This is a genomic window from Legionella quinlivanii, assembly GCF_003265995.1.
GTDB classification, from domain to species: Bacteria; Pseudomonadota; Gammaproteobacteria; order Legionellales; family Legionellaceae; genus Legionella_C; species Legionella_C quinlivanii_A.
This window is the reverse complement of the sequence record NZ_MVJN01000005.1, coordinates 1-23,528: the sequence shown is the minus strand read 5'-3', so window position 1 is coordinate 23,528 and position 23,528 is coordinate 1. Positions and strand designations below refer to the sequence as shown.

Below are 23,528 nucleotides of genomic sequence, written 5' to 3'. Positions count from 1 at the left end.
GAAATGAGCTTTTCTGGATCCTGAGAATGAGTCGACATTGGATAAAGAAGATAAGCGTACAACAAACCGATTGATAACTTACTAGCCCACCATGTACCGCGACTCGTTTTTTTAATTAGCCTGAAGTTAAGCTCAATTGCATAATAATTAATCTGTCATCCCCGCGAAGGCGGGGATCTATCTCTGAGCTAGCTATAATGCCAATGAGGGATGGATTCCCGCCTTCGCGGGAATGACAAAATTCCTTAACTTAATGGCTGTGAGGGCCGGGGTATTGAATTGACCCACAGGCTATTCCTGATCTTTCCTTAAAATCTCACTGGTGATGATAATTTCTCCCAGTAAGGTACGATGTACCGGACAGCGCTCTGCGATTTCTTCAAGACGCCGAACCTGTTCATCGGTTAAGGGGCCGCTGATATGCAGTTGTTTAAAAATGTGATCGAGCACTTTGTTTTTATTTTCAAAATCCTCGCAATCGCGAATATGTTCTTTTTTATGGTTTAAGCGAACACTGACATGCTGCAGGGGAATTTGCTTATGTTCTGCATAAAGACGTAAGGTCATGCTGGTGCAGGCGCCAAGAGCCATTAGTAAATAATCATAGGGTCCGGGGCCTGTATTTTTTCCGCCGGACTCAATGGGTTCGTCGGCAATCAACTGCTGTCCCTGCCAATCAATAATCTGCTGAAATTTGCTTTGATGGCTTTCACTGACAATCACCTGATTCTGGCTGTCAACTGCTTGAGGTTCATTCTCAATGTTCACCCAACGCATACTCCACCCGGCTATCATGCGGGCCAGAAAATCGGCATCCTTTTGCTGGGTAACCAGATGATCGGCATCACCCAGTGACAAAAAACTCTTGGGATGTTTTGCCGCTTTAAAAATCTGCTCGGCATGTTCTATAGATACGGTGGTGTCGACAGGGGAATGACAGACTAAAAGAGCCGCCTTGTTCTTTGCCAGACGCTCCACACAATGATATTGAGCCAAATCATTCAGAAACTGGCGGGTAAGTGTGAGCTTGCGTCCGCCCAGAAGAACATCTGCCTGTCCATTCTTCTCAATTTCACTGATTTTGTCATTAAAATTATGAACAACATGGGCGGCATAAGCCGGAGCACCGATAGTTATAACCACCTTGATATCTGGTAATTGATTAAGCGCTGCAAGAACTGCCGCTCCGCCAAGACTATGTCCGATTAATATCTGGGGAGTATTAAACTCCTGGCTAAGAAAGTGAAAGGCGGCAATCAAATCATCAAGGTTGCTGGTGAAATTGGATTCACTGAAATTGCCTTCGCTTTGCCCAAGACCCGCAAAGTCAAAACGCAGCACATTAATTCCCTGTTGTGCCAGTGCCTTGCTCACTCTCACGGCAGCCAGGGAGCTTTTGGTACAGGTAAAGCAATGCGCGTAAATCGCATAGGTTTTACTGGCTATGAGAGGCTGCTCAAGGATGCCTTTAAGGCGTATTCCATTTTTATTGATAAATGAAACAGGCTTGCTTGCTGTGACCAGATTCATCATATTCTCCTTGCCTCTAAGACAGGCTTCAGACTATTTGCGTACGCGCCATAGCGAATCCACAAAATAGTTTTTTGAATCCATATAATTTTTCACGATTTCAAAACCACTGTTCTCTGCAAAAACCGCCAGTTGATCAATCAGATATTTGTAAGAATATTCAACATGAATGGGTTCGTATTCATAAAAGCTAAAAGAGCGGTTTAAGGCATCAATAGCGATGGATTGTTTTTTTCGGCTGAGCAGGTAACTTTCCATTGCTCCCGAATAGACGTTATAAGTGGCATAATGCTGAAATTGTTCTGGATTAAAGTGGGCGCCCAGTTCACGATTCATGCGATTTAGCAGATTCAGATTGAAATTGCGGGTGATCAGATCACTGTCGTTATATGCCTTGTTTAAAATGTTGATATCTTTTCTAAGGTCAAAGCCAATAAGCAGATAGTCATCATTTTGCAGATCGCTGGCAATATTCTTCAGAAAAACCTGGGTATCTTCCTGATTAAAGTTACCAATACTGGATCCTAGAAAAAGAACTACATTTCGTCGTTTAGAGCGCTGGCTCAGCCAGTGCAGGCCGCTAAAATAATCGGAGTTCAAAGCGATAAGCTTAAGTTTTGGCAAGTCATGATTAAATTGCTTAACAATCTGATTAAGATAGCGTCTTGAAATATCGATAGTAAAATAAGTGAAATCCAGGGACCTCTGCAGAAACTCATCAATAAATATTCTGGATTTAATTCCTTCACCTGGGCCAAGCTCAATCAGATTAAAACTGCTTTCTCCAAAAATGTCGGCGAATTCCCGCTTGTTGTCTTCGAGAATTTCGAGTTCACATTTTGTCAGGTAGTAATCAGGATGCCTCGTTATCTGATTAAATAACTCACTGCCTTTCTCATCATAAAAATATTTTGAGGAAATGTACTTCTTTTTACTGGAAAGTCCTTTTTCAACATCGCGCATAAATTCCTGGCGATCATTCTGCGGGTATTTTCGATCACTTATCGTCTTAATCTGTAAATTTGCATTCATTTTTTATCCTTTTTATTAGTTTGAATCGACAAATTTTCTTCATCCCGGGCCAGACGAATCCCGCTGAATGCCCAGCGTTTATCTGGTTGAAAAAAATTTCGATAAGTAATGCGGATATGAGCCGCAGGCGTTGCACAACTTCCCCCGCGCAAGACTCGTTGGTTATTCATAAATTTGCCATTATATTCACCCAGAGAACCTTCAAGTGATTTGTACCCTGGATAAGCGCTGTAGCAGCTGGCAGTCCATTCCCAGAGATCACCAAAAAGCTGATGAACGTTACCCTTATTTGGCTGAGAGCAGGGCAGCGGGTGGAAAAGTCCTTTGTCCATGAAATTTTCACTTCCTGTTCCCAGTGGATAATGACATGCAAAGTGTTCCCATTCTTCCTCAGTGGGCAATCGACAACCTCTCCATCTCGCAAAAGCCTCTGCTTCGTAAAAACTGATATGCGCCACTGGTTCTTCCGGGACCAGCTCGTTTAGGCCAGACAACCCAAAAATGAACCATTGATTATCTATTTCATGCCAGTAAAGTGGCGAACGAATATGTTGCTGCTGAAGCCAATCCCAACCATCAGACAACCACCATTGCGGTTCCTGATAGGCATTGGCCTCAATGAATTCCAGATATTCTCCATTGGTAACCAGTCGATTAGCGAGTGCATAGGGTGTTAATATCTTACGGTGTCGCGGCAGCTCATTATCAAAACAAAATTTGCCGCCATCGTGGCCAATTTCTGCGATAGTGCCGGCTACTTCAATAAATTTTAAAGAAAGCGGTTCAGTTGCTTTTACCAAGGCTCGTTGCGGCTTATAGACCGGGAATAATGGGTTCACGGAAAAATTATATTTAATGTCCATGAGCAATAATTCCTGATGCTGCTGCTCATGATGCAAACCCAGCGTAATCAATGCGGTAACGCGTTCAAGTTGTTCCTCAGGGAGGCGGTCAAGCATTTCGAGTATTCGATGATCAATAGCCCTGCGGTATCCAAAAATTTCATTCACTGTCGGGCGGGAGAGCAAGCCGCGCTGGGGGCGGGGAAAGGGATGGCCAACCCCTTGATAGTAAGAGTTAAATAAAAACTCAAAATCATTCTGAAACAGAGTGTAATCAGGAACAAAGGATTTAAGAATAAACGTTTCAAAAAACCAGGAGGTATGTGCCAAATGCCATTTGGGCGGGCTGACATCTTCAATTGCCTGAATCACATAGTCTTCAGTAACCAGGGGTTCGCAAATAATTTCTGTCTGATAGCGAATAGTCTGATAACTATTTTTAAGCTGTGCCCGATCCATTTTCAAATCCTTCTAGGGAGGATATCACTCATTAATCGATAATGCTTACGCCTTTCCAGAAAGCGATATAATTTTTTATCCTGTTGGCTGCCTCTTTTGGCTCCGGATAATACCAGGCCGCTGCCGGGTTTGTTTTGCCATCTACCGTAACATCATAGTAATGAGCAATTCCCTTCCAGGGACATGTTGAAGTATGGGAACTGCCTGTTAGAAATTCCTGATGTACTGAATCTAAAGGAAAGTAGAAATTTCCTTCCAAACGCTCACACTGATTACTTTCAGCAATTATTGTGCCATTCCATATTGCCTTGGTCATTTTCTTACCCTCTCTGGCAGTTTCAGGCGCTTGCAGCCTGCCAAGGAAGCTGGCTGTCAGAAAAATGGCTGCTTGTTTCTCAAGTATAGCCTATCACACGACATAGTCCTGGCACTTTGAATCCAGTTTGTGACTGGATATTGCCTATCTTAAAAAAATAGTGTTGTTTGTTCGCAAAGATAACAGGTTGTTGCATGTCCTATTTACGCAACAACGCCGTGCTGAAATAACATTGTCTGCCGGGAAAATAATGCAGCCAAAACCTTCTCTTCATTGGAGATATTAAGGTACAATTTTTCAATAATCGATTGCCCTTCATCCCATGCAGCTTAAACAATTAAAACTGGCAGGTTTCAAATCTTTCGTAGATCCAACCGTAATTCCATTCCCAAGTCAGCTTGTCGCTGTCGTCGGGCCCAATGGTTGCGGAAAATCCAATGTCATCGATGCGGTGCGTTGGGTAATGGGTGAAAGCGCTGCAAAAAACCTGCGCGGTGAATCAATGACCGATGTCATATTCAATGGCTCATCAACCCGAAAAGCAGTGGGCCAGGCTTCGGTTGAACTGGTATTTGATAACAGCATGGGCCGTTTAACGGGTCAATACGCCAGTTATCAGGAAATTTCAGTCAAGCGCCTAATCACCCGCGACGGCGATTCCTCCTATTTTTTAAACGGAACCCGCTGTCGCCGCCGCGATATTACCGATATTTTTTTGGGAACCGGTGCGGGCGCCCGCGGTTACTCAATCATTGGCCAGGGAACTATTTCCAAAATTATTGAAGCCAGACCTGAGGAGTTACGCGCCTTTCTGGAAGAGGCCGCGGGGATTTCCAAATACAAGGAAAGACGGCGGGAAACTGTGCTAAGAATCGGTCATACCCGCGAAAATCTCTTACGCGTCGCTGATGTCCGGGAAGAGTTGGGCAAGCAATTGCAGCGTCTCGAACGTCAGGCTAAAACCGCCGCGCGTTATCAGGAGTTAGTGGAGCAGGAAAAGCGATGCAAAGCCGAAATCCTGGCTTTAAAATGGGATGCCTTAATCAAGGAACAGGAACAAACCCGTAAAAATCTCGCCCAGTTGCTCATTAGCCATGAACAACATCAAACGCAATCTACGACTGCCTATCGGGTATGTACGGAAATGCGTGAGAGTCTGTATCAGAAGAACCAGCAATTTCAGTTGCTGCAGGAGCAATTTTATCAGCTGGCTACGGAAATAGCCCGCCTGGAAGAAAGTCGTGAACAGCAGCATCGCGAAAAACAACGTCTGCAGAGCGATCAACAGCAATTACAGAATGACTGGCAGACGGTTTGCGAGCAATTGCAACTGGATGCTGAAACCCTGGCATCCAGTGAGCTTAATCAGAAAGAACTGGACGTCAGACTGGATAGCTTGCGCGATGAGCTGGATGAGTGTACCCAGGCTTATCAATCGCTGCAGGAAGAATTTGCCGCCTGGCAGAATACCGCCGGTGAAGTAAGCACCCATTTAAACAAACTTGCACGTGACAGCCAGCTTGAGCAACTACGCCTGCAGCATATTCAGCAGCGAACGCATGAATGTCAAATCAGGCTGGAAAAAATTACTATTGAGAAGCAGCAACTCACCCCCGTAGACGGGCTTTTGGAGCAATTCAATGGGTTGCAGGATGCCTTGTCTCAAACAGCAGAACAATCTGAACAGGCTGAAACACAGAGCCAGCTTCTTATGGCCGATATCCAGGCATTGAAGCGTCTGGCGAATGAAACTGAAAGCAGTCTTCGTCAGCAACAAAGCCGCTCACATCAGTTAAATGTAGAGCAGGCCAGTCTAAGCGCTGCCCTCCACAATCGCGTTAACCAGCAGCATACAATCCCACAACCCTGGTCAGCCAGGCCCCGTCTTATTGAAAAAATGCAGGTGGAAAAAGGCTGGGAATATGCGATTGAGTTAATCCTGGGACTGGGTATGCATGCAGTCGTTGTGGACGATATCAGCGAATTAATGCCGGCGCTCAGCGAACAGCAGATTACCGGGGGAACCTTCACCACCGCGGCGCACACTGCACAGGTTAAACAGGACATTCCCTGCCTTGCCGATAAAATTCAGGGACTGATTCCTGAATCCGCGGTTTATCTTGGTCGAATTTATGCTGCCGAAGATTTGGAGCAGGCGCGTGCGTGGCTGCCGAGACTCAAGCCTGAAGAGTCTGTGATTACTCCGCAAGGAATCTGGATGGCGCAAGCTTGGCTACAGGTCATTTTGCCGCAAGAGCAATCCGGTGAGAGCTTGCTGGTCAAGCAGCAGCAATTAAATCACTGCCGTGAAAAACTGGCCGAATGCGAAGCGGTATTGAAGGTGCTTCAGGGTCAATTAGAGGAAGTTCGCGAACAAATTCAGAATAAAGAGTTCGAGCTTGAGAACTGGCAGGATAATCGTCGACAGAGGCAGGATCAGCAAAGACAGCTGAAAGCGGAAATAGACGCACTGGAACGACAGATTGCGCATCAGAAACAAATGCGCCACCGTTTTGATGATGAGACGCATGAGCTGTATCAGCAGCTCGAAGAGCTAAATCTGGAAAAAGAAGACGTTCAAATCAAACTCAGCCTCACCCAACAGGAATTGCAGCGTTATGAGCAGGAACAGATTCGTTTTAATGCTGAAAAGCAGATCTGGGATGAGCATAGCAAGGCGCGCCGTCAGTCCCTGGACGACTGCCGCAGCCGCATCCATCAGATAGAATTGCAGCGAGAGAGAGAAGCACTGATTAATAAGCAGCTGAGTGCCAACATTCAGCGAGAGGAAGTCAGGCAGCAAACTATTGGGGAACGTCTGGAAAAAATCGCACAGCGTTTATTTGAGCTTGAAACACCTGATAGCAGCAGGACCAATTCACTGGATGACAAACTGGCTCAGCATCAGGAGCTGGAAGATGTGCTTTGCCAGTACAGGGAGGCAATTGACAGTTTAAACCAAAGTTTGTCTCATCAGGAATCACTTTACAAAGCAGAGGAATCTGCCGCCAAAACCCTGCAGGATAAAACGCAGCAGGAACAATTACAGCTGCAGACCTTGACTGTTCGGATTGATACTGTTCTGGAAAATCTTAATGAATTGAATGTAAATCCTCAGGACATTCTAAATGAAATTCCTGAGGAAAGTACTTGGGCATTATGCGAACAGCAGTTACAGGAAATTGTTGACAAAATTGGCCGGCTTGGGGCAATCAATCTTGCCGCTATCGAAGAATACGAAACGGAAGCTCAGCGTAAATTGTATCTTGATGAACAGCACAACGATTTAACAGAGGCGCTGTCGACGCTTGAGGTGGCTATTGAAAAAATGGATAAAGAAACGCGGCAGCGTTTACAAATTACCTTTGATGAGGTGAATTCGCGTTTTCAAAGTCTTTTCCCACGCCTTTTTGGTGGAGGGCGAGCCTTTCTTGAATTAACCTGTGATAATCTTCTGGAAGCGGGAATCATGGTAATGGCTCAGCCCCCGGGCAAGCGCAATAGTACGATTCATCTGCTATCAGGCGGTGAAAAGGCTATGACAGCTGTTGCTCTGGTATTTGCCATATTTCAATTAAATCCTTCACCGTTTTGTATGTTGGACGAAGTGGATGCGCCGCTTGATGATGTGAATGTCGGAAGATTTTGTGCTTTGGTTAAAGAAATGTCACAATTCGTGCAATTCCTGTTTATTACTCACAATAAGATCGCAATGGAGTTGGCGGATCACTTAATTGGTGTCACTATGAGGGAACCCGGTGTATCGCGAGTGGTCACTGTCGATGTTGAGCAAGCTTTAGTAATGACCGAATCATAATTTATAAAAATCAAATGTCTGGGAAGGTGAGTTAAAACCTTGAAGACTAATTAATAGGAGTCAAACATGCAGGCAAACTGGAGTCTGATTCTCAATGTGGTGTTACTCATTGGGGTGGTAATCGCAATCGGGCGATTAATGAAAGCCAGGCGGCAAAGTTTCAGTACGGCGGTGAATCAGCAAGCGAAACCCACACTGGGAACCGCTGCGGAGAACCGTTCATTTGATGACATTATCGCTGTACGCAAATTGACTCAGGACAATACCGCTTCTTCTGAAGTGAAAGAGGAGCCCGAAGTCAGAAAGCATCCAGTTCGTGAAGTCAAAACACCCGTGGTAAGAGCGGTCGTAGAAGAGAAAAAACAACCGAGGGTTAAACCTGGAAAAATGATCATGTTGTTTTTACAGGCCAAGGAAAATCGCCAGCTGGCTGGCTATGAGCTGTTACAGACAGTGCTGGCTGCGGGTCTGCGTTTTGGAGAAGGTCAGTTATTTCACCGCCATCAGCAAGCCAATGGTCAGGGAGCTGTTCTTTGCAGTCTGGCTGCGGCAACCGCAACAGGGGTATTTGATTTGCAGAATATCGGTGCGTTCAGCGTAAAAGGCCTGTGCCTCTTTATGCAGACTTCCGGCGAACCAGAGGTGGATGCCGAACGAATCAGAGCCATGTTTGAAACTGCGAGATTATTAAGTGAGGGCCTGGATGCGCGTTTACTGGATGATCAGCAGCGAGTTTTAAACGAAGAAGGTATGGCAAGGTATTATCAGATGCTTAATATTCCGGAAGAGGAACGAGATTTGATTGAACTTGCCCACTAGCTTTTGAACTGAGCAGAATTTAAAACCCAAATGAAGCAATTCCGGAAGGACGAGAGTTCATGAAATTAGAAGAAATTACAAAGATACTGGGATGCCCTGAATTCGCAGGTGAAATTCAGCGGATTGTGATTGATAGCCGGCAGGTAAAAAAGGGCGATTTATTTGTCGCGTTACAGGGTGAACGCCTTAATGGTTATGAATTTATTCTGGACGCCCAGGCGAATGGCGCTGCGGCTGTTATTTGTGAGCAAAAGCACCCAAAGGCGAATATACCCCAGATTCTGGTGGACAATTCTCTAACGGCAATGACTGAACTGGCCAAAGCCCACCGCCAGAGTATTGATTGTCCGGTGATTGCCCTGACAGGAAGCAATGGTAAAACAACCGTCAAGGAAATGATTGCATCGATTTTACCCAAGCCCTCCCATGCAACCTTTGGCAATCTGAATAACCATATTGGCGCACCACTCAGTGTCCTGCAGTTAAGCAAAGCACATCGCTATGCAGTATTTGAACTGGGAGCGAATCATCCGGGAGAGATTGCTCATACGGTTGCCATAGTCAAACCGCAAATCGCTTTGATTAACAACATTGCTCCGGCACATATCGAAGGCTTTGGCTCTATTGATGGAGTAGCTCGTGCCAAGGGAGAAATTTACGAGGGCTTGTCCGAAAATGGCACTGCTGTTGTTAATCAGGATGATCATTATGCCCATTTCTGGGATGGACTATTTACCGACAGAAAAGTCCTGCGTTTTGGATTGCACACTGGCGATGTTCATGCCCGGGACATTACTTATGATGATAAAGGATGTGCCTCATTTACCCTGATACTACCTAATGGAAGTGAGAAAATTCATCTTCAGGTTCCTGGAGAGCATTCTATTCGTAATGCGCTGGCAGCCTCAAGTTGTACTTATGCTGCCGGTATTAGTTCTGTAGATATTGCCAATGGTCTCAATACCTTTTCGGGTGTAAAAGGCAGGATGACTTATTTGGCCGGTAAAAATAATTCCATAGTCATTGATGATACCTACAATGCTAATCTTCGCTCAGTATTAACGGCTGTCGATGTGCTGTCGAAGCGGCAGGGCAAGCGTATTTTAGTTTTGGGTGATATGGGTGAACTGGGTGCCTGGACACAAAAACATCATGAAGAAATTGGTCAGGCCGCTCTGTCTCACGGCATCGATTTACTCCTGACCTGTGGCCGGCAAAGCGAATTCACCAGCAAGGCATTTGGTCAGGCTGCCAGACATTACACCAGTCAGGACGCCCTGGCCCAGGATTTACTGCCGCAATTGGACAGCAGCACGACAGTATTGGTAAAGGGCTCTCGATCGGCTGCGATGGAAAATATTGTTCACCAGTTAGTGGCTTGATGTGGAACCCGCCCTGCGGACACTGCCACTAAGTTGAGAAGGCTTTGTCATTCCCGCGAAGGCGGGAATCCATTCCTCAGTTGCCATTATAGCAAGCTCAGAGATGGATCCCCGCCTTCGCGGGGACGACAGGTTAATAGAAAATTGATCTTAACTTAATGGCAATACGCTTGTCTCAAGGTGGGCTACAAATTGAAGCCTGGTTTGTGGTATTCTTGCCCGGTTTTGCGTTTGTATTTTGCTGGAAAAAAACAACTGGCAGAAAAAGTATTTAAATATTAATTATTTTTGAGGAATTCCCAACATGCTTTACTGGTTAACGCAGCTTATACAGGGACAGTATCATGCGTTCAGAGTGTTTCAATATTTGACCTTTCGCTCAATTCTTGCGGCACTCACGGCTCTTTTAGTAAGCCTGTTTTGCGGTCCATTAATGATTCGCTGGCTTCGCAATTTGCAGATGGGGCAAGTGGTGCGTAATGACGGTCCGCAAACTCATTTGTCAAAGGCAGGAACTCCCACTATGGGGGGCGTACTGATTCTTGTGGGGATTACGGCCAGCAGCTTATTATGGGGCGATTTACATCAACCCGCCTTGTGGCTGGTTCTGCTGGTAACACTGGGCTTTGGTGCGGTAGGCTGGATTGACGATTATCGTAAAGTCGTTCGTAAAAACAGCAGGGGTTTGCCAGGGCGTTGGAAATATTTCTGGCAATCCGTAATCGCAATCCTGGCTGTACTTTATTTATACCTCAATGCCAACTTGCCGGTGCATACCCAGCTCACTATCCCTTTCTTCAAAAATCTGATAGTCAATCTGGGACCGCTATTCCCGATACTGGCTTATTTTGTTATCGTTGGTAGCAGTAATGCGGTGAATCTGACCGATGGACTGGATGGTCTGGCCATAGTGCCTATTATAATGGTTGCTGGAGCGCTTGGTGTATTTGCCTATGCCAGCAGCAATGCGGTGTATGCTCATTATCTGTCTATCCCCTTTGTACCTGACACTGGCGAACTGACTATCTTCTGCTCAGCGGTTTTGGGCGCAGGGCTTGGCTTTCTCTGGTACAACACCTATCCGGCTCAGGTGTTTATGGGCGATGTCGGCTCATTGGCATTGGGCGCTGCCTTGGGAACCGTTGCAGTAGTGGTTAGACAAGAGCTGGTTCTCCTGATCATGGGCGGCTTGTTTGTATTGGAAACTATGTCGGTAATTTTACAGGTGGGTTATTTTAAATATACCGGTGGCAAACGCTTGTTCCGTATGGCGCCTCTGCATCATCATTTTGAGTTAAAAGGCTGGTCGGAACCTAAGGTTATCGTGCGTTTCTGGATTATGACAATAATCTTCGTTCTTTGTGGTTTGGCTACATTAAAGTTACGATAGGAAAATTATGAATCAATCATTGTATCTGGTTGCCGGTCTTGGAAAAACAGGGCGCTCAATAGCAGGCTATCTACATCGTCGTAATTTACCTTTTGTGGTATTTGATACCCGCGCAGAACCCGCTGGTTTAAGCGAATTCAGAACTGATTTTCCGGGAGTTGATATTTTCCTGGGGCAGTTTCCAGATGAAATATATGATCAGTTAAAAGAAATCATTGCCAGCCCTGGCATTTCTCTGGATGAGCCTTTTCTGCAAAAAGCGATTGAAAAAAAAATTCCGGTAATTGGTGATATCGAATGTCTGGCGCGAGAAATCCAGGCTCCGGTTGTCGCAATTACCGGCACTAACGGCAAGTCCACTGTAACCACCCTGGTTGGCGAGATGGCCAAAAAAGCGGGCTTGTCTGTGGCTGTTGCAGGTAACATCGGCCTGCCTGTTCTGGATTTACTCGATGATAAACAACACTATGATCTTTGGATTCTGGAACTCTCAAGCTTCCAGCTTGATTTAATCTACAGCTTGTCTCCGGTTGCGGCCACCATATTAAACATCACCCCCGATCATTTGGACAGACACCACAGCATCGAAGCTTATCGGTTTTCCAAACAGCGAGTTTATAGGAATGCCGGACTCTGTGTGTATAATCGCGATGACTGGCAAACCACACCGATTGAGCAAGAGGCAGTTCATAAGGCAATCAGCTTTGGCTTTAGTCAGCCCACAGCCGGACAATGGGGAATTATTCGCCAGGCAGAAATGAACAGTCTGGCCTTTGAAGAGAATTGCATCATTCCAGTAAACGATATCCTGATTAAGGGCAAGCATAATTGGCAAAATTCACTCGCTGCCTGTGCTTTAGCAACCGCCGCAGGAATCGATACACAAAGTATTCGTGATGTGTTAACCCGATTCGCTGGACTTCCTCATCGTTGCCAGTGGGTGAGAGCGCTGGATGGGGTCGACTGGATTAATGACTCGAAAGGAACCAACATTGGAGCGGCCATATCAGCAATATCAGGAATCGGCGGGGCCATGCAGGGGCGAATTGTTCTGATAGCCGGTGGTTTGGGGAAAGGGGCTGATTTTAATGAATTGCGTACTCCTGTGAGCGAATACGTGCGCTCGGTTGTATTAATTGGAAAAGATGCTGACCAGATTGAAGCCGCGTTGACCGGAGTCGTTCCGGTGTTAAGAGCATCAAATCTTGATAATGCCGTAGCACTTGCCAGAGACGAAGCTAAACCGGGGGATGTGGTGCTGCTTTCTCCTGCCTGCGCGAGTATGGATATGTTTAAAGATTTTAATCATCGGGGCGAGGTGTTCAGCGAAGCAGTCAGAAGGTTATAACGATATGCAACCCAGGCATTATACTCAACGCGGTAAACCCACGAATAAACCTTTAGCCCTTTATGACAGATGGCTTATGGGGGCGGTATTGGGTTTGATTATCATTGGCCTGATGATGGTTGCTTCAAGCGCCGTTATGATTTCAACCAAATATTATCATCAGCCTTTTCATTTTCTCATTCGCCAATTCTGTTATCTGTTCGCGGGTTTTATGGTGGCTTTGGTTATCATGCGCATTGACAGCAGCTCCTGGGAAAAATTGAGTATGCCGCTTTTGCTGGTCTGCCTTTTGATGCTGCTGGTGGTTTTGGTTCCTGGCATTGGCCGGACAGTGAATGGCAGCCGGCGCTGGCTGGCATTTGGCCCTATTGGCATTCAGGTATCCGAACTCGCCAAAATGACCATGATCTTTTATGTTTCGGGCTACCTGGTACGGCAGCAACAGTCGATCAGACAATCGATTCTAGGCTTTATAAAACCCATGATTATTTTGGGTGTGGTCGCGGTTTTACTACTAATGGAGCCTGACTTTGGTGCCACAGTGGTCATAACCGGAACTGTGATGGCGATGTTATTTCTGGCTGGGGTTAAATTTCGTTATTATGCCGGGTTACTACTGGTGGTAGGGGCGGCTCTGGCTTTACTGGCTATTTCGTCTCCTTATCGTGTCGCCAGATTGACCGCATTTCTTGATCCCTGGGCGGATCAATACAATAGCGGTTACCAGTTGACCCAGTCTTTAATCGCTTTTGGGCGAGGCGGATGGATGGGAGCCGGACTTGGCGACAGCGTTCAAAAATTATTCTATTTGCCTGAGGCGCATACGGATTTCTTATTTGCTGTACTGGCAGAAGAATTAGGTTTGCTGGGTGTGCTTCTAGTATTGATTTTGTATAGTATACTGGTGTGTCGAGGTTTATTAATTGGATATACCGCGCATAGCCAGGAGAGGCTTTTTGCTGCTTACGCTGCCTATGGTTTAACCTTTTGGCTGGGATTACAGGCAGCTATTAATATGGGTGTGAATTCAGGGTTACTGCCGACAAAGGGCTTGACGTTACCCCTGCTGAGTTATGGGGGCGCAAGTATGGTGGTAAATTGTATGGTCATTGCATTACTGCTGCGTATCGATCATGAAAATCGTTGGCAATCATTGGGATTAAGATCGCCAGCCTAATAGAAAATAAAGGGGAATTGTGTGAATAGCTTGGGACACTTTCTTTCGCCAAGGATGGGGCGGGTGGAACAGATTCATTTTGTTGGAATTGGCGGTGTTGGCATGTGTGGTATCGCTGAGGTGCTGCATAATGAAGGGTATCGGGTAACCGGCTCTGATATTAGCGAAAATAAAACGGTTCAACGCCTGCAATCTCTCGGCATCAAAGTTCACATCGGACATCGCGTGGAAAATATTCATGGCGCGGATGTGGTCGTTCGATCAACCGCTGTCCAGTCTGAAAACCCCGAAATTATTGCAGCGCATGAGCAACTAATTCCCGTTATCCCCCGGGCGGCCATGCTGGCAGAGCTTATGCGCTTTCGCCATGGGATCGCTATTGCCGGTACTCATGGTAAGACCACTACAACCAGTCTGGTCAGTAGTATTCTGGCCGAGGGTGGTTTTGATCCCAGTTTTGTTATCGGCGGCAAGCTTAATAGCTGCGGTAGTAATGCGCAATTAGGTAAATCGGCTTATTTCGTGGCTGAAGCGGATGAAAGCGATGCCTCCTTTTTATACCTGAAGCCAATGATGGCTGTGGTTACCAATATCGATGCCGATCATATGGCCACATATGATGACAATTTCGACAAGCTTCGCAGCACCTTTGTCGAGTTTCTCCATCATTTACCTTTTTATGGTCTGGCAGTGGTTTGCCTTGAGGATGATGAAGTGCGGCGTATATTGCCGGCCATCCAGCGGCCGACCAAAACCTATGGTTTCCGGGAAGATGCTCATTTTCGAGCAGTGGATTGGACGCAGAATGGCCTGCTCAGTGAGTTTACGGTCATCAGACCCGCGCCCCACAAACCACTGGCGATTAAGTTCTCCTGGCCGGGCCGGCATAATGTATTAAACGCTTTGGCGGCAATTGCCATTGCGACTGAGCTTGATGTGAGTGATGAAGCGATTATCAATGGCTTGTTCAAATTCCAGGGTGTGGGTCGCCGCTTTCAGATTTTAGGCGAGCGCCGCTTTGAACAAGGCAGTGCTATTGTGGTCGACGACTATGGACATCATCCCCAGGAAATTATTTCAACTATCGACGCATTTCGCCGGGTGTGGCCTGATCGACGCCTGATTCATGTATTCCAGCCGCATCGATACAGCCGTACTCACTCCTTGTTTTCACAATTTGTAGACGCTCTGAGTCTGGCCGATGAGCTACTGTTACTGGATATTTACTCAGCAGGAGAATCTCCGATTGAAGGCGTTTCCAGTCAGTCGCTTTTACAGGAAATTCGTAAAAACTTCCCCAATGCCCGCCTTATTAACGAGCAGACTTTGCAGTCGACCCTTGATGAAATCGTTACTGAAGGCAATGTCATTCTGATGCAGGGTGCTGGAAATGTTGGGCAGATGGCAATCAACCTGGTACAAGCCATAAGAGAGCCAGCATGAGCACAATGAATCTGCAATCTGCGGAGCCGACTTATCAGGGAGAGCTGTTGCTGCATGAGCCTTTGGCTGATTATACCACCTGGCGAGCAGGGGGGCCGGCTCATAAACTGTATAAGCCAGTGAGTATTGAGGATTTGGCTGTTTTTCTGAAGCAATTACCAGCCGATGAACCATTGCTCTGGCTGGGGCTGGGCAGTAATTCTCTCATTCGAGATGGTGGTTTCCCGGGAACGGTTGTTCTGACTCAGGGGTGTTTGAAAAACGTTCATCTTATTGATGAGACAACTGTACAGGTTGAAGCAGGAGTTTCCTGCGCCACGATGGCCCGTTTCTGCGCACGTAATAATCTGGCTGGCGGGGAGTTCTGGGCAGGTATTCCTGGAACGATGGGGGGCGCTTTGCGAATGAATGCGGGTTGTTTTGGCAGCGAAACCTGGAAGGCGGTTGTTCAGGTTGAGACCATGACTCGACGAGGTGAACGCAGAATTCGCAAGCCTGAAGAATTTGAAATTTCCTATAGGCATGTTTCTGGACTGGCTGATAATGAGTGGTTTATTGCGGCCACCTGCCGTCTGGAAAAGGGAGAAAAAGAGCAGTCTCTGAAACTGATTAAAGAGCTGCTTGCGCACAGAGCCGAAACCCAGCCCACCAGCGAATATAACTGTGGTTCAGTCTTTAGAAACCCGCCAGGCAATTTTGCGGCCCGATTAATTGAATCCTGTGGGTTGAAGGGAAGGCAAGTGGGTGGGGCTGTAGTATCTGCCAAACATGCCAATTTTATTATTAACCAACATGGAAATGCTTCTGCTAATGATATTGAATCGTTAATAGAGCTAGTGCGTGAAACAGTTCATCAACAAACAGGCGTAGAACTAATTCGCGAAGTACATATCATCGGAGCAAAACATGTCTAATCTAATTAATCTCGTACTTCTTTATGGTGGAAAGTCCGGCGAACATGAAGTGTCACTCATTTCTGCCGCCTCCGTATTAACTCAGCTCCGAGCCGATAAGTATCGGATAATTCCTATTGGTATTGATAAGGAAGGGCGATGTTATTTAAACGATTATCAGGAGCTGCTGGCCGCTGGGAAAAGCCTGCCAGTGCAGACTGAAAAATCCCGGCTTCTTCCCAGCCTGTTTGTCAATGGCCATTTAGCGGTTGAAGCCGATGTGGTCTTTCCTGTAATGCATGGGCCCTTATATGAAGATGGCTGTATTCAAGGTTTGCTGGAATTGGCAGATACGGCCTACGTAGGTTGCGACGTCCTTGCGTCTGCTATCGGCATGGATAAGGACATGGCGCGACGCCTGGCTTGCTATGGTGATATTCAGAGTGCGAGATACCGCATGCTGTCCTGGCATGCGACTGCGAAAGAAAAACAGCAGTTTTGCCAGCAAATGATTAGCGAATTCGGTTTGCCGCTTTTTGTGAAACCCTGCTCGCTCGGTTCTTCAGTGGGAATTCATAAAGCCAAGACAGCCGAAGAGCTTGCCCGCGCGGTAGACGACGCGCTGCGCTACGATGAAGCGATTCTGGTGGAAGAGTTTATTGCCGGTCGGGAAATTGAATTATCAGTTCTTGAGAATAGTCAACAGCCTGCCGAGCCTTTGGTTAGTGTGGCTGGTGAAATAAAAGTTAACCATGCGGATGGATTTTATTCCTACACGGCCAAATACCTGGAAAGCGAAGAAACTGAATTACACATTCCCGCCAGCCTGCCTGCCTCTTTACTGGAGCGATTACAAAAAATGGCAAGCGCTATTTTTCTGCGCCTGAAGTGCAAGGGAATGGCAAGAGTCGATTTCTTTGTTAACGAACAGACTAATCAGATTTATTTTAATGAAATCAACACGCTGCCTGGGTTTACTCCTATCAGCATGTATCCGAAGCTTTGGGATGCCAGTGGTCTTTGCTATCCTGATCTGCTGGATAAGTTGGTTGAACTGGCGATGAGACATCATCGCTGTAAACAACAGTTAGTGACCAATTATCAGTAGGAACAGGAACGAATTGCCGGGCTTATTTAAGCCCTTCGCGATTATAAAAGACGAGGCAAGAGGATGGATGGGGAAAAAGGGCAACTGCGCTATGCGAGTGTATTATCACTGTTAATCGCCTGCGCCCTTTTTTTGGCGGCGCGTCTGATTTATTTATTTGTGGCAGATCCAGAACGCTTCCCAATAAGTACTGTAAAGATTGCTGCCAGTTACCACCATATTTCGCATAAGCAGCTGGAAGAGGTACTGGAAAAATATTTAAATGACAGCTTTTTCTCTTTGTCGGTAGGAAGACTGCATACGGAGCTATCAGCTTTTGAATGGACTCGCCAAGTTCATATTGAACGAGTCTGGCCGGACACTCTGAAAATTACCCTGGTAGAAAAAATTCCATTCGCGAAGTGGAATGACGCTATGCTGACTGAAGATGGAGAAATGTTCAATGAGGGCAATTCTCAAACAGATATATTGCTACCGGAGCTGAGTGGACCGTCTAATCAATACAGAGAAGTCTTACAAGTTTACAAAAAAATGAGTAAGATATTATCAATTTATGGTTTGCACGCATCCTCACTGGAATTACGCGACAATCATGCCTGGGAGCTTGGTTTGGATAATGGCGTGCAATTGCGACTGGGTAAGCGGGACCTGGAAAAGCGAATATTAAGGTTTTGTAAGGCTTATCCAGCAGTTTTTGCAGAAAAATCAGCGCAATTGGCAAGTGTCGATCTACGCTATCCGCGTGGTATGGCAGTGCAATGGAAAAATGAAGCGGGAAGATAATGGCTAAAAAATCAGAAAAAAATATCATAACCGGTTTGGATATAGGAACATCAAAGGTAGTGGCGCTGGTTGGGGAAGTTAGCTCCGATGGAACTATTGAAGTGATCGGTATAGGGCGCCATCCATCTCGTGGTTTAAAACGTGGTGTAGTTGTCGATATTGAGGCAACTGTGAACTCAATACAGCGAGCCGTACAGGAAGCGGAACTAATGGCTGGCTGTGAAGTACGAACTGTATATGCCGGGATCGCCGGTAGTCATATTCGCAGCCTTAATTCGCATGGTATTGTGGCTATTCGTGATCAGGAAGTCTCCCAGGCTGATGTTGAGCGGGTTATTGAAGCAGCAAAAGCAGTCGCCATTCCTGCTGATCAAAAAATTCTGCATATCCTTCCTCAGGAATTTATTATCGATAATCAGGGAAGCATCCGCGAACCAGCCGGCATGTCAGGTGTCAGACTTGAAGCCCGAGTGCATATTGTAACCGGAGCGGTGAGTGCTGCGCAGAATATAGCAAAGTGTGTGCGCCGCTGTGGTCTTGAGGTATCAGATGTCATTCTCGAGCAATTGGCATCCAGTCATGCAGTACTTACTGATGATGAAAAAGAGTTAGGGGTCTGCGTATTGGACATTGGCGGGGGTACAACAGACATCGCTGTATTCGCCGAAGGAGCTATTCAGTATACCGCCGTGATTCCAATTGCCGGCGATCAGGTAACCAATGATATCGCGATGGCGCTAAGAACCCCAACCAAGGCGGCAGAAGTGATTAAAGTCAACCATGCCTGTGCCTTGCCCGAATTTGCGAATGCTGATGAAATGCTGGAAGTCATAAGCGTCAATGAACGTCCAGGTCGAAAAATTTCCGCAAAAATCCTGGCTGATGTGGTTTCGGCACGTTATGAAGAACTATTCAGATTGGTTAGAAATGAACTAAGACGCAGCGGGTTTGAAAATCGAATTGCTGCGGGAATGGTTATAACCGGTGGCGGCTCCTGCGTGCGCGGTGCTATTGAACTGGCGGAATTATGTTTTGAAATGCCGGTAAGGCAGGGATGCGCGCATCATGTGGCAGGATTAGTGGAGGCGACAAGCAACCCCTCACTGGCTACAGGAGTGGGTTTACTACTGCACGGATTTCAACAGCAATACGAAGGAGGCTACAGCGTGCCGACTCTTAGTGAAAGCGGTAAAAGCATGTGGTCAAGAATGCGAGAATGGTTTCAAGGGAATTTTTAAACTGGAGTTTTAGGAATACAGGATCTAATCGCTCAATGAATTATTAGGCCCTGTATAAAAATGAGTTGAATTGTGTGTGGACGTGTTCTGATTTATTAAATGGACAGTATGATATACATAATCTCTAAGTATTAATCGGCAGTTAAAAAGAGGGGAGAGGCAGGAATGTTTGAATTAACGCAAAGCCAGGACAACAGTGCCGTTATCAAAGTGGTGGGAGTTGGCGGCGGTGGCGGTAATGCGCTTGAGCATATGGTCGCTGAAAATATTGATGGAGTTGAATTTATCTGTGCCAATACTGATGCACAGGCATTAAAAAACTCCAACGCTAAAGTTCATATTCAATTAGGTGATAATCTCACCAAAGGGCTTGGCGCAGGTGCCAATCCGCAAATCGGCCGCGAAGCGGCTGAAGAAGATCGTGACCGCATTCGCGAAGTGCTTGAAGGCGCGGATATGGTATTTATTACAGCGGGTATGGGTGGCGGTACCGGTACCGGTGCGGCTCCAGTGTTTGCTGAGGTGGCCAAGGAATTAAATATCCTTACTGTGGCAGTTGTCACCAAGCCTTTCTCTTTTGAAGGCAAGCAACGAGCCCTGGCTGCTGATGAAGGAATCAGACGTCTTGCGGAGCATGTGGATTCATTAATTACAATTCCTAATAACAAGCTCTTAAGCGTTCTGGGTAAAAATATCAGCCTGCTTAATGCCTTTAAAGCGGCAAATAATGTATTGCTGGGTGCAGTAAAAGGGATTTCTGATTTAATCACCCGTCCAGGATTAATTAATGTGGATTTTGCTGACGTTCGTACAGTAATGTCTGAAATGGGCATGGCGATGATGGGCACCGGCAGCGCCACCGGCGAGCAGCGAGCCAGACAAGCGGCAGAAGCAGCCATTGCCTCGCCTTTATTGGAAGATGTGAATTTCTCAGGCGCACGCGGTATTCTGGTGAATATTACTGCCGGTCTTGATATGTCAATCGGCGAATTTGAAGAAGTGGGTGATGTGGTGAAAGAGTTCATTTCTGATGATGCCACGGTCGTTGTCGGTACCGTCATTGATCCGGATATGACCGATGAGATGCGAGTCACAGTCATCGTAACCGGTTTAGGTGATCCCAATCGCGGCAGACAGCAGCAACAGCAACCGCAATATGCTGGAATTGCCAAAACCCGCACTTCCGAATCAATGCGAAGCGATGGCACCTTTGATTATCAGCAATATGAGAGACCCGCTGTGATGCGAAAGCAAGCAACTCCCGCGATGCAGTCGTCTGCTGCCAAGTCAAACGAACCCACTATTCCCGATGTCGATTATCTCGATATTCCGGCTTTCTTACGCCGTCAGGAAGAGCAGGTAGAGTCTTAAGTATAAGTGCAGATTGGGAATGGCCGCCCAATCTGCACCTTGTTATCAAGTGGTCAGATGCAAATTAAGTTAAACGTATTCAATAATGGCTCCTGTGCTCAAGTCTATGCTTTCTGTGACCCAGATGAAGATGCTTGGCTGAACTTCAGAATTGTCAAAATATGGCATAATTCGACGAAAACCAGCATGGTTGGGCTTTATGCTGCTCCTGATAATTACGACAATGATTACTGTGTTAGCTTTGTCAGTAAAATGTCTTTTAATAGTTTCTGTTCTCAATTTGAATTATCGGAGTATAACCGTCCTGAAAATTATCAATATTTGACTCACAATTGTTCAAATGCTGCGTATTATGCGCTGCAGCTGGCGGGAGTCACCATGCCCTCCAATAGCTTGCGATGGATGAGTTTTTCCAGTTATGTTTCTATTCCGGGGCCATTTCTAACACCTATTGAGCTTTTCAATCGGGCTAAAAAATATAAAACCAGCTTACTTGAACACCCCACACGACCATTCAGCGAAATTCCTTTCAGGTTTGAATTGATATCGTCGAGACTGCGTTTTTGGTCCACAACAGCCGACGCCGAAAACAGAGATAAAATTCATACTCTACTTTCTGAAATGAATCAGCGCATAAAAAAACGGCCTTGGCATGCAGAGATGCATCTTGAGACGTTAGTCAATATAACTGATTGGCTAATGCATGAAGCTTCTGAAAGCGAAGCGACTGATTATGAAGAATTGGCGTCTACATTTCGAGCAAGGAACAATTTTCTTGAGACTCAGTTTCTGGATACAGCAGTCTTTGCGCTACTTTTACTCAAATGTTTCATGCTAGTGCATTATGGTCTACTCCATTACGAGTCCAATTGGCAGTTTGCACAGAGTTTTCTTAAAAATGCTCTGGTTGGATCACAAAATGACTGGCTAATGCTGATTCCTTTCTTCCTGCTGGTGATCGCCACAGGGGCTTACGATATACTCTATCCTCCCAGGTCTTCAGAAACGGTACTTTCTCGAGTAATAAGCAATTTAACGGCTGGTGCCAATCAGCAAAGTTTAATTCAAAACACGCAGCGTATTCGTTTCCTGGCGACATCGGAGAATAGACGAAATGAGACTACAGCTCAGTCAGATGATTTGCCGAGCGACCTGACTCTAAGCAAGTATCGATAAAATAAATAAAAAATTAGACTAATCAACCGATTGTTGATATGATTGGGGGAATTATTGTGTGAAAAAATGGGATATCTGAATAAGGTGATCGCTGAATGATTAAACAAAGAACTCCTAAAAAGGTGATTCAAGCGACAGGTGTTGGTTTGCATTCTGGTGATAAAGTACTTTTAACCTTGCGTCCCGCTCCAATCAATACTGGCATCGTATTTAGACGTATCGATTTAAATCCCGTGGTCGAAATCCCTGCAGTTTATGATTATGTTGGCGATACCATGTTATGCACGTCATTACTGCATCAAGGGGTAAAAGTTGCTACAGTAGAGCATCTGCTTTCTGCGCTGGCTGGTTTGGGTATTGACAATGCCTATGTCGATATTAATGCGCCTGAACTGCCGATTATGGATGGCAGCGCCGCGCCTTTTGTTTTTCTGATTCAATCGGCCGGAATTCGTGAGCAAAGCGCCGCTAAACGCTTTATTCGCATCCTCAAGCCGATTCGTGTCGAAGATAATGGCAAGTATGTGCAATTTCTTCCTTATAACGGCTACAAAGTTTCCTTTACTATTGATTTTGACCATCCAGTTTTCAATGACAAGCCGCAAACAGCGACTTTTGATTTCTCAAACACCTCCTATGTGAAAGAAGTTTGCCGGGCCAGAACTTTTGGTTTTCTTTCTGATTATGAAAAATTACGTGAAAATGATTTAGCCAAAGGTGGAAGCCTGGATAATGCGATTGTTGTCGATGAATACCGTGTTCTGAATGAAGATGGTCTTCGTTTCGACAGTGAGTTCGTTACCCATAAAGTGCTCGACGCCATCGGTGATTTGTACTTGCTGGGCTGTGGATTAATCGGTGCATTTGAAGGTTACAAATCAGGTCATGAACTCAATAATCGCCTGCTCAGAGAGCTGATGGTTCGCCAGGATGCCTGGGAATATACTTATTTTGACGCCGAAAATTACATGCCTGCCATGCCAGGTTTTATGCCTGTAGAAGCCTGATTCTGGTTCCGCAAAAAGCGTAGGTCGGGCGCTTTCGCCCGACATTTCCTCTTAATCCTTATTAAAGCATTCAGCAATTTATCAATATGACGTTCCTTCCTTCTTTGAATCAGTAACAGTAACATCATCTCATTTGTGAAAAATCGAATGTCGGGCGCTTTCGCCCATAGCCGTCAGGCTAAGGAACTAAAATCCCTCCCCCGGGGAGGGAGCTGGCTCCCAATCGGGTTTCTTTTTTACATTTTTTATAGCAAAGCAAGCGAGACTTTCATAAAAGGAATGGATAAACGATTTTAGGCGATAGACAGAGACTAGAGCAGAAGCTAGTTCTGAGACGTTGATGATTAGGAGTTTACAGGCTTTGTAAAAGGAAAATTCTATATTGTTATGGTTTTTT

General features: G+C 45.9%; 18 protein-coding genes. 14 read left to right on the top strand and 4 right to left on the bottom strand.

The window, feature by feature from the left end:
- Positions 1-291: 291 nt before the first annotated feature.
- From B1207_RS07025 to B1207_RS07010, 4 genes are read right to left on the bottom strand one after another with little or no spacing between them, the layout of a single operon-like run.
- Positions 292-1,533 (bottom strand): bifunctional alpha/beta hydrolase/OsmC family protein, encoded by a 1,242-nt coding sequence (locus tag B1207_RS07025; protein WP_216362462.1) that lies wholly within the window; start codon positions 1,531-1,533, stop codon positions 292-294.
- A gap of 30 nt (positions 1,534-1,563) precedes the next feature.
- Complete coding sequence (egtD, locus tag B1207_RS07020; RefSeq protein WP_112219295.1) at positions 1,564-2,562, bottom strand: L-histidine N(alpha)-methyltransferase; 999 nt, start codon at positions 2,560-2,562, stop codon at positions 1,564-1,566.
- Complete coding sequence (gene egtB / locus B1207_RS07015; protein WP_112219294.1) at positions 2,559-3,863, bottom strand: ergothioneine biosynthesis protein EgtB; 1,305 nt, start codon at positions 3,861-3,863, stop codon at positions 2,559-2,561. The genes egtD and egtB overlap by 4 nt, the downstream gene beginning before the upstream one ends.
- 31 nt (positions 3,864-3,894) lie before the next feature.
- Complete coding sequence (locus tag B1207_RS07010) at positions 3,895-4,179, bottom strand: DUF427 domain-containing protein (protein WP_112219293.1); 285 nt, start codon at positions 4,177-4,179, stop codon at positions 3,895-3,897.
- 322 nt (positions 4,180-4,501) lie between these two features.
- Here B1207_RS07010 and smc point away from each other — a divergent pair, with 322 nt between their 5' ends.
- The 14 genes from smc to lpxC all read left to right on the top strand — a co-directional run bounded on the left by smc (position 4,502) and on the right by lpxC (position 23,131).
- Positions 4,502-7,996 carry a chromosome segregation protein SMC gene (gene smc / locus B1207_RS07005; RefSeq protein ID WP_112219292.1) on the top strand — a complete coding sequence of 1,165 codons (3,495 nt, stop codon included), beginning with the start codon at positions 4,502-4,504 and terminating at the stop codon, positions 7,994-7,996.
- A gap of 66 nt (positions 7,997-8,062) precedes the next feature.
- Positions 8,063-8,815 carry a cell division protein ZipA C-terminal FtsZ-binding domain-containing protein gene (locus tag B1207_RS07000; RefSeq protein WP_112219291.1) on the top strand — a complete coding sequence of 251 codons (753 nt, stop codon included), beginning with the start codon at positions 8,063-8,065 and terminating at the stop codon, positions 8,813-8,815.
- 59 nt (positions 8,816-8,874) lie between these two features.
- Entirely contained in the window at positions 8,875-10,197 is a 1,323-nt protein-coding gene (locus tag B1207_RS06995; RefSeq protein ID WP_112219290.1) for a UDP-N-acetylmuramoyl-tripeptide--D-alanyl-D-alanine ligase, read from the top strand.
- A gap of 304 nt (positions 10,198-10,501) precedes the next feature.
- Positions 10,502-11,587, top strand: coding sequence for a phospho-N-acetylmuramoyl-pentapeptide-transferase (gene mraY, locus B1207_RS06990; RefSeq protein WP_058506299.1), 1,086 nt, complete (start codon positions 10,502-10,504; stop codon positions 11,585-11,587).
- Positions 11,588-11,594: 7 nt separating this feature from the next.
- A complete protein-coding gene (gene murD, locus B1207_RS06985) occupies positions 11,595-12,935 on the top strand; it encodes a UDP-N-acetylmuramoyl-L-alanine--D-glutamate ligase (protein ID WP_112219289.1) in 1,341 nt (446 codons plus the stop codon).
- Between the two features lie 4 nt (positions 12,936-12,939).
- Positions 12,940-14,112, top strand: coding sequence for a putative lipid II flippase FtsW (gene ftsW, locus B1207_RS06980; RefSeq protein ID WP_058506297.1), 1,173 nt, complete (start codon positions 12,940-12,942; stop codon positions 14,110-14,112).
- Between the two features lie 54 nt (positions 14,113-14,166).
- Complete coding sequence (gene murC / locus B1207_RS06975; protein WP_437178499.1) at positions 14,167-15,555, top strand: UDP-N-acetylmuramate--L-alanine ligase; 1,389 nt, start codon at positions 14,167-14,169, stop codon at positions 15,553-15,555.
- Positions 15,552-16,469, top strand: coding sequence for a UDP-N-acetylmuramate dehydrogenase (gene murB / locus B1207_RS06970; protein ID WP_112219287.1), 918 nt, complete (start codon positions 15,552-15,554; stop codon positions 16,467-16,469). The genes murC and murB overlap by 4 nt, the downstream gene beginning before the upstream one ends.
- A complete protein-coding gene (locus B1207_RS06965) occupies positions 16,462-17,556 on the top strand; it encodes a D-alanine--D-alanine ligase family protein (protein WP_112219286.1) in 1,095 nt (364 codons plus the stop codon). Before murB ends, B1207_RS06965 begins: the two co-directional genes overlap by 8 nt.
- A gap of 63 nt (positions 17,557-17,619) precedes the next feature.
- Complete coding sequence (locus B1207_RS06960; RefSeq protein WP_112219285.1) at positions 17,620-18,339, top strand: cell division protein FtsQ/DivIB; 720 nt, start codon at positions 17,620-17,622, stop codon at positions 18,337-18,339.
- On the top strand, positions 18,339-19,577 hold the full coding sequence (ftsA, locus tag B1207_RS06955) for a cell division protein FtsA (protein ID WP_112219284.1): 1,239 nt from the start codon (positions 18,339-18,341) through the stop codon (positions 19,575-19,577). Before B1207_RS06960 ends, ftsA begins: the two co-directional genes overlap by 1 nt.
- 165 nt (positions 19,578-19,742) lie before the next feature.
- The gene (gene ftsZ, locus B1207_RS06950; protein ID WP_112219283.1) at positions 19,743-20,948 is read left to right on the top strand and encodes a cell division protein FtsZ; all 1,206 of its coding nucleotides are present in this window, start codon (positions 19,743-19,745) and stop codon (positions 20,946-20,948) included.
- A 57-nt stretch (positions 20,949-21,005) separates the two neighbouring features.
- Complete coding sequence (locus tag B1207_RS06945; RefSeq protein ID WP_146740039.1) at positions 21,006-22,124, top strand: hypothetical protein; 1,119 nt, start codon at positions 21,006-21,008, stop codon at positions 22,122-22,124.
- Positions 22,125-22,219: 95 nt separating this feature from the next.
- On the top strand, positions 22,220-23,131 hold the full coding sequence (lpxC, locus tag B1207_RS06940; protein ID WP_112219281.1) for a UDP-3-O-acyl-N-acetylglucosamine deacetylase: 912 nt from the start codon (positions 22,220-22,222) through the stop codon (positions 23,129-23,131).
- Positions 23,132-23,528: the final 397 nt, after the last annotated feature.

Bases quoted from the DNA above. Each gene is read 5' to 3' on its own strand.
- B1207_RS07025 (WP_216362462.1), bottom strand. From the start codon at position 1,533: ATGATGAATCTGGTCACAGCAAGCAAGCCTGTTTCATTTATCAATAAA.
- egtD (WP_112219295.1), bottom strand. From the start codon at position 2,562: ATGAATGCAAATTTACAGATTAAGACGATAAGTGATCGAAAATACCCG.
- egtB (WP_112219294.1), bottom strand. From the start codon at position 3,863: ATGGATCGGGCACAGCTTAAAAATAGTTATCAGACTATTCGCTATCAG.
- B1207_RS07010 (WP_112219293.1), bottom strand. From the start codon at position 4,179: ATGACCAAGGCAATATGGAATGGCACAATAATTGCTGAAAGTAATCAG.
- smc (WP_112219292.1), top strand. From the start codon at position 4,502: ATGCAGCTTAAACAATTAAAACTGGCAGGTTTCAAATCTTTCGTAGAT.
- B1207_RS07000 (WP_112219291.1), top strand. From the start codon at position 8,063: ATGCAGGCAAACTGGAGTCTGATTCTCAATGTGGTGTTACTCATTGGG.
- B1207_RS06995 (WP_112219290.1), top strand. From the start codon at position 8,875: ATGAAATTAGAAGAAATTACAAAGATACTGGGATGCCCTGAATTCGCA.
- mraY (WP_058506299.1), top strand. From the start codon at position 10,502: ATGCTTTACTGGTTAACGCAGCTTATACAGGGACAGTATCATGCGTTC.
- murD (WP_112219289.1), top strand. From the start codon at position 11,595: ATGAATCAATCATTGTATCTGGTTGCCGGTCTTGGAAAAACAGGGCGC.
- ftsW (WP_058506297.1), top strand. From the start codon at position 12,940: ATGCAACCCAGGCATTATACTCAACGCGGTAAACCCACGAATAAACCT.
- murC (WP_437178499.1), top strand. From the start codon at position 14,167: ATGGGGCGGGTGGAACAGATTCATTTTGTTGGAATTGGCGGTGTTGGC.
- murB (WP_112219287.1), top strand. From the start codon at position 15,552: ATGAGCACAATGAATCTGCAATCTGCGGAGCCGACTTATCAGGGAGAG.
- B1207_RS06965 (WP_112219286.1), top strand. From the start codon at position 16,462: ATGTCTAATCTAATTAATCTCGTACTTCTTTATGGTGGAAAGTCCGGC.
- B1207_RS06960 (WP_112219285.1), top strand. From the start codon at position 17,620: ATGGATGGGGAAAAAGGGCAACTGCGCTATGCGAGTGTATTATCACTG.
- ftsA (WP_112219284.1), top strand. From the start codon at position 18,339: ATGGCTAAAAAATCAGAAAAAAATATCATAACCGGTTTGGATATAGGA.
- ftsZ (WP_112219283.1), top strand. From the start codon at position 19,743: ATGTTTGAATTAACGCAAAGCCAGGACAACAGTGCCGTTATCAAAGTG.
- B1207_RS06945 (WP_146740039.1), top strand. From the start codon at position 21,006: ATGCAAATTAAGTTAAACGTATTCAATAATGGCTCCTGTGCTCAAGTC.
- lpxC (WP_112219281.1), top strand. From the start codon at position 22,220: ATGATTAAACAAAGAACTCCTAAAAAGGTGATTCAAGCGACAGGTGTT.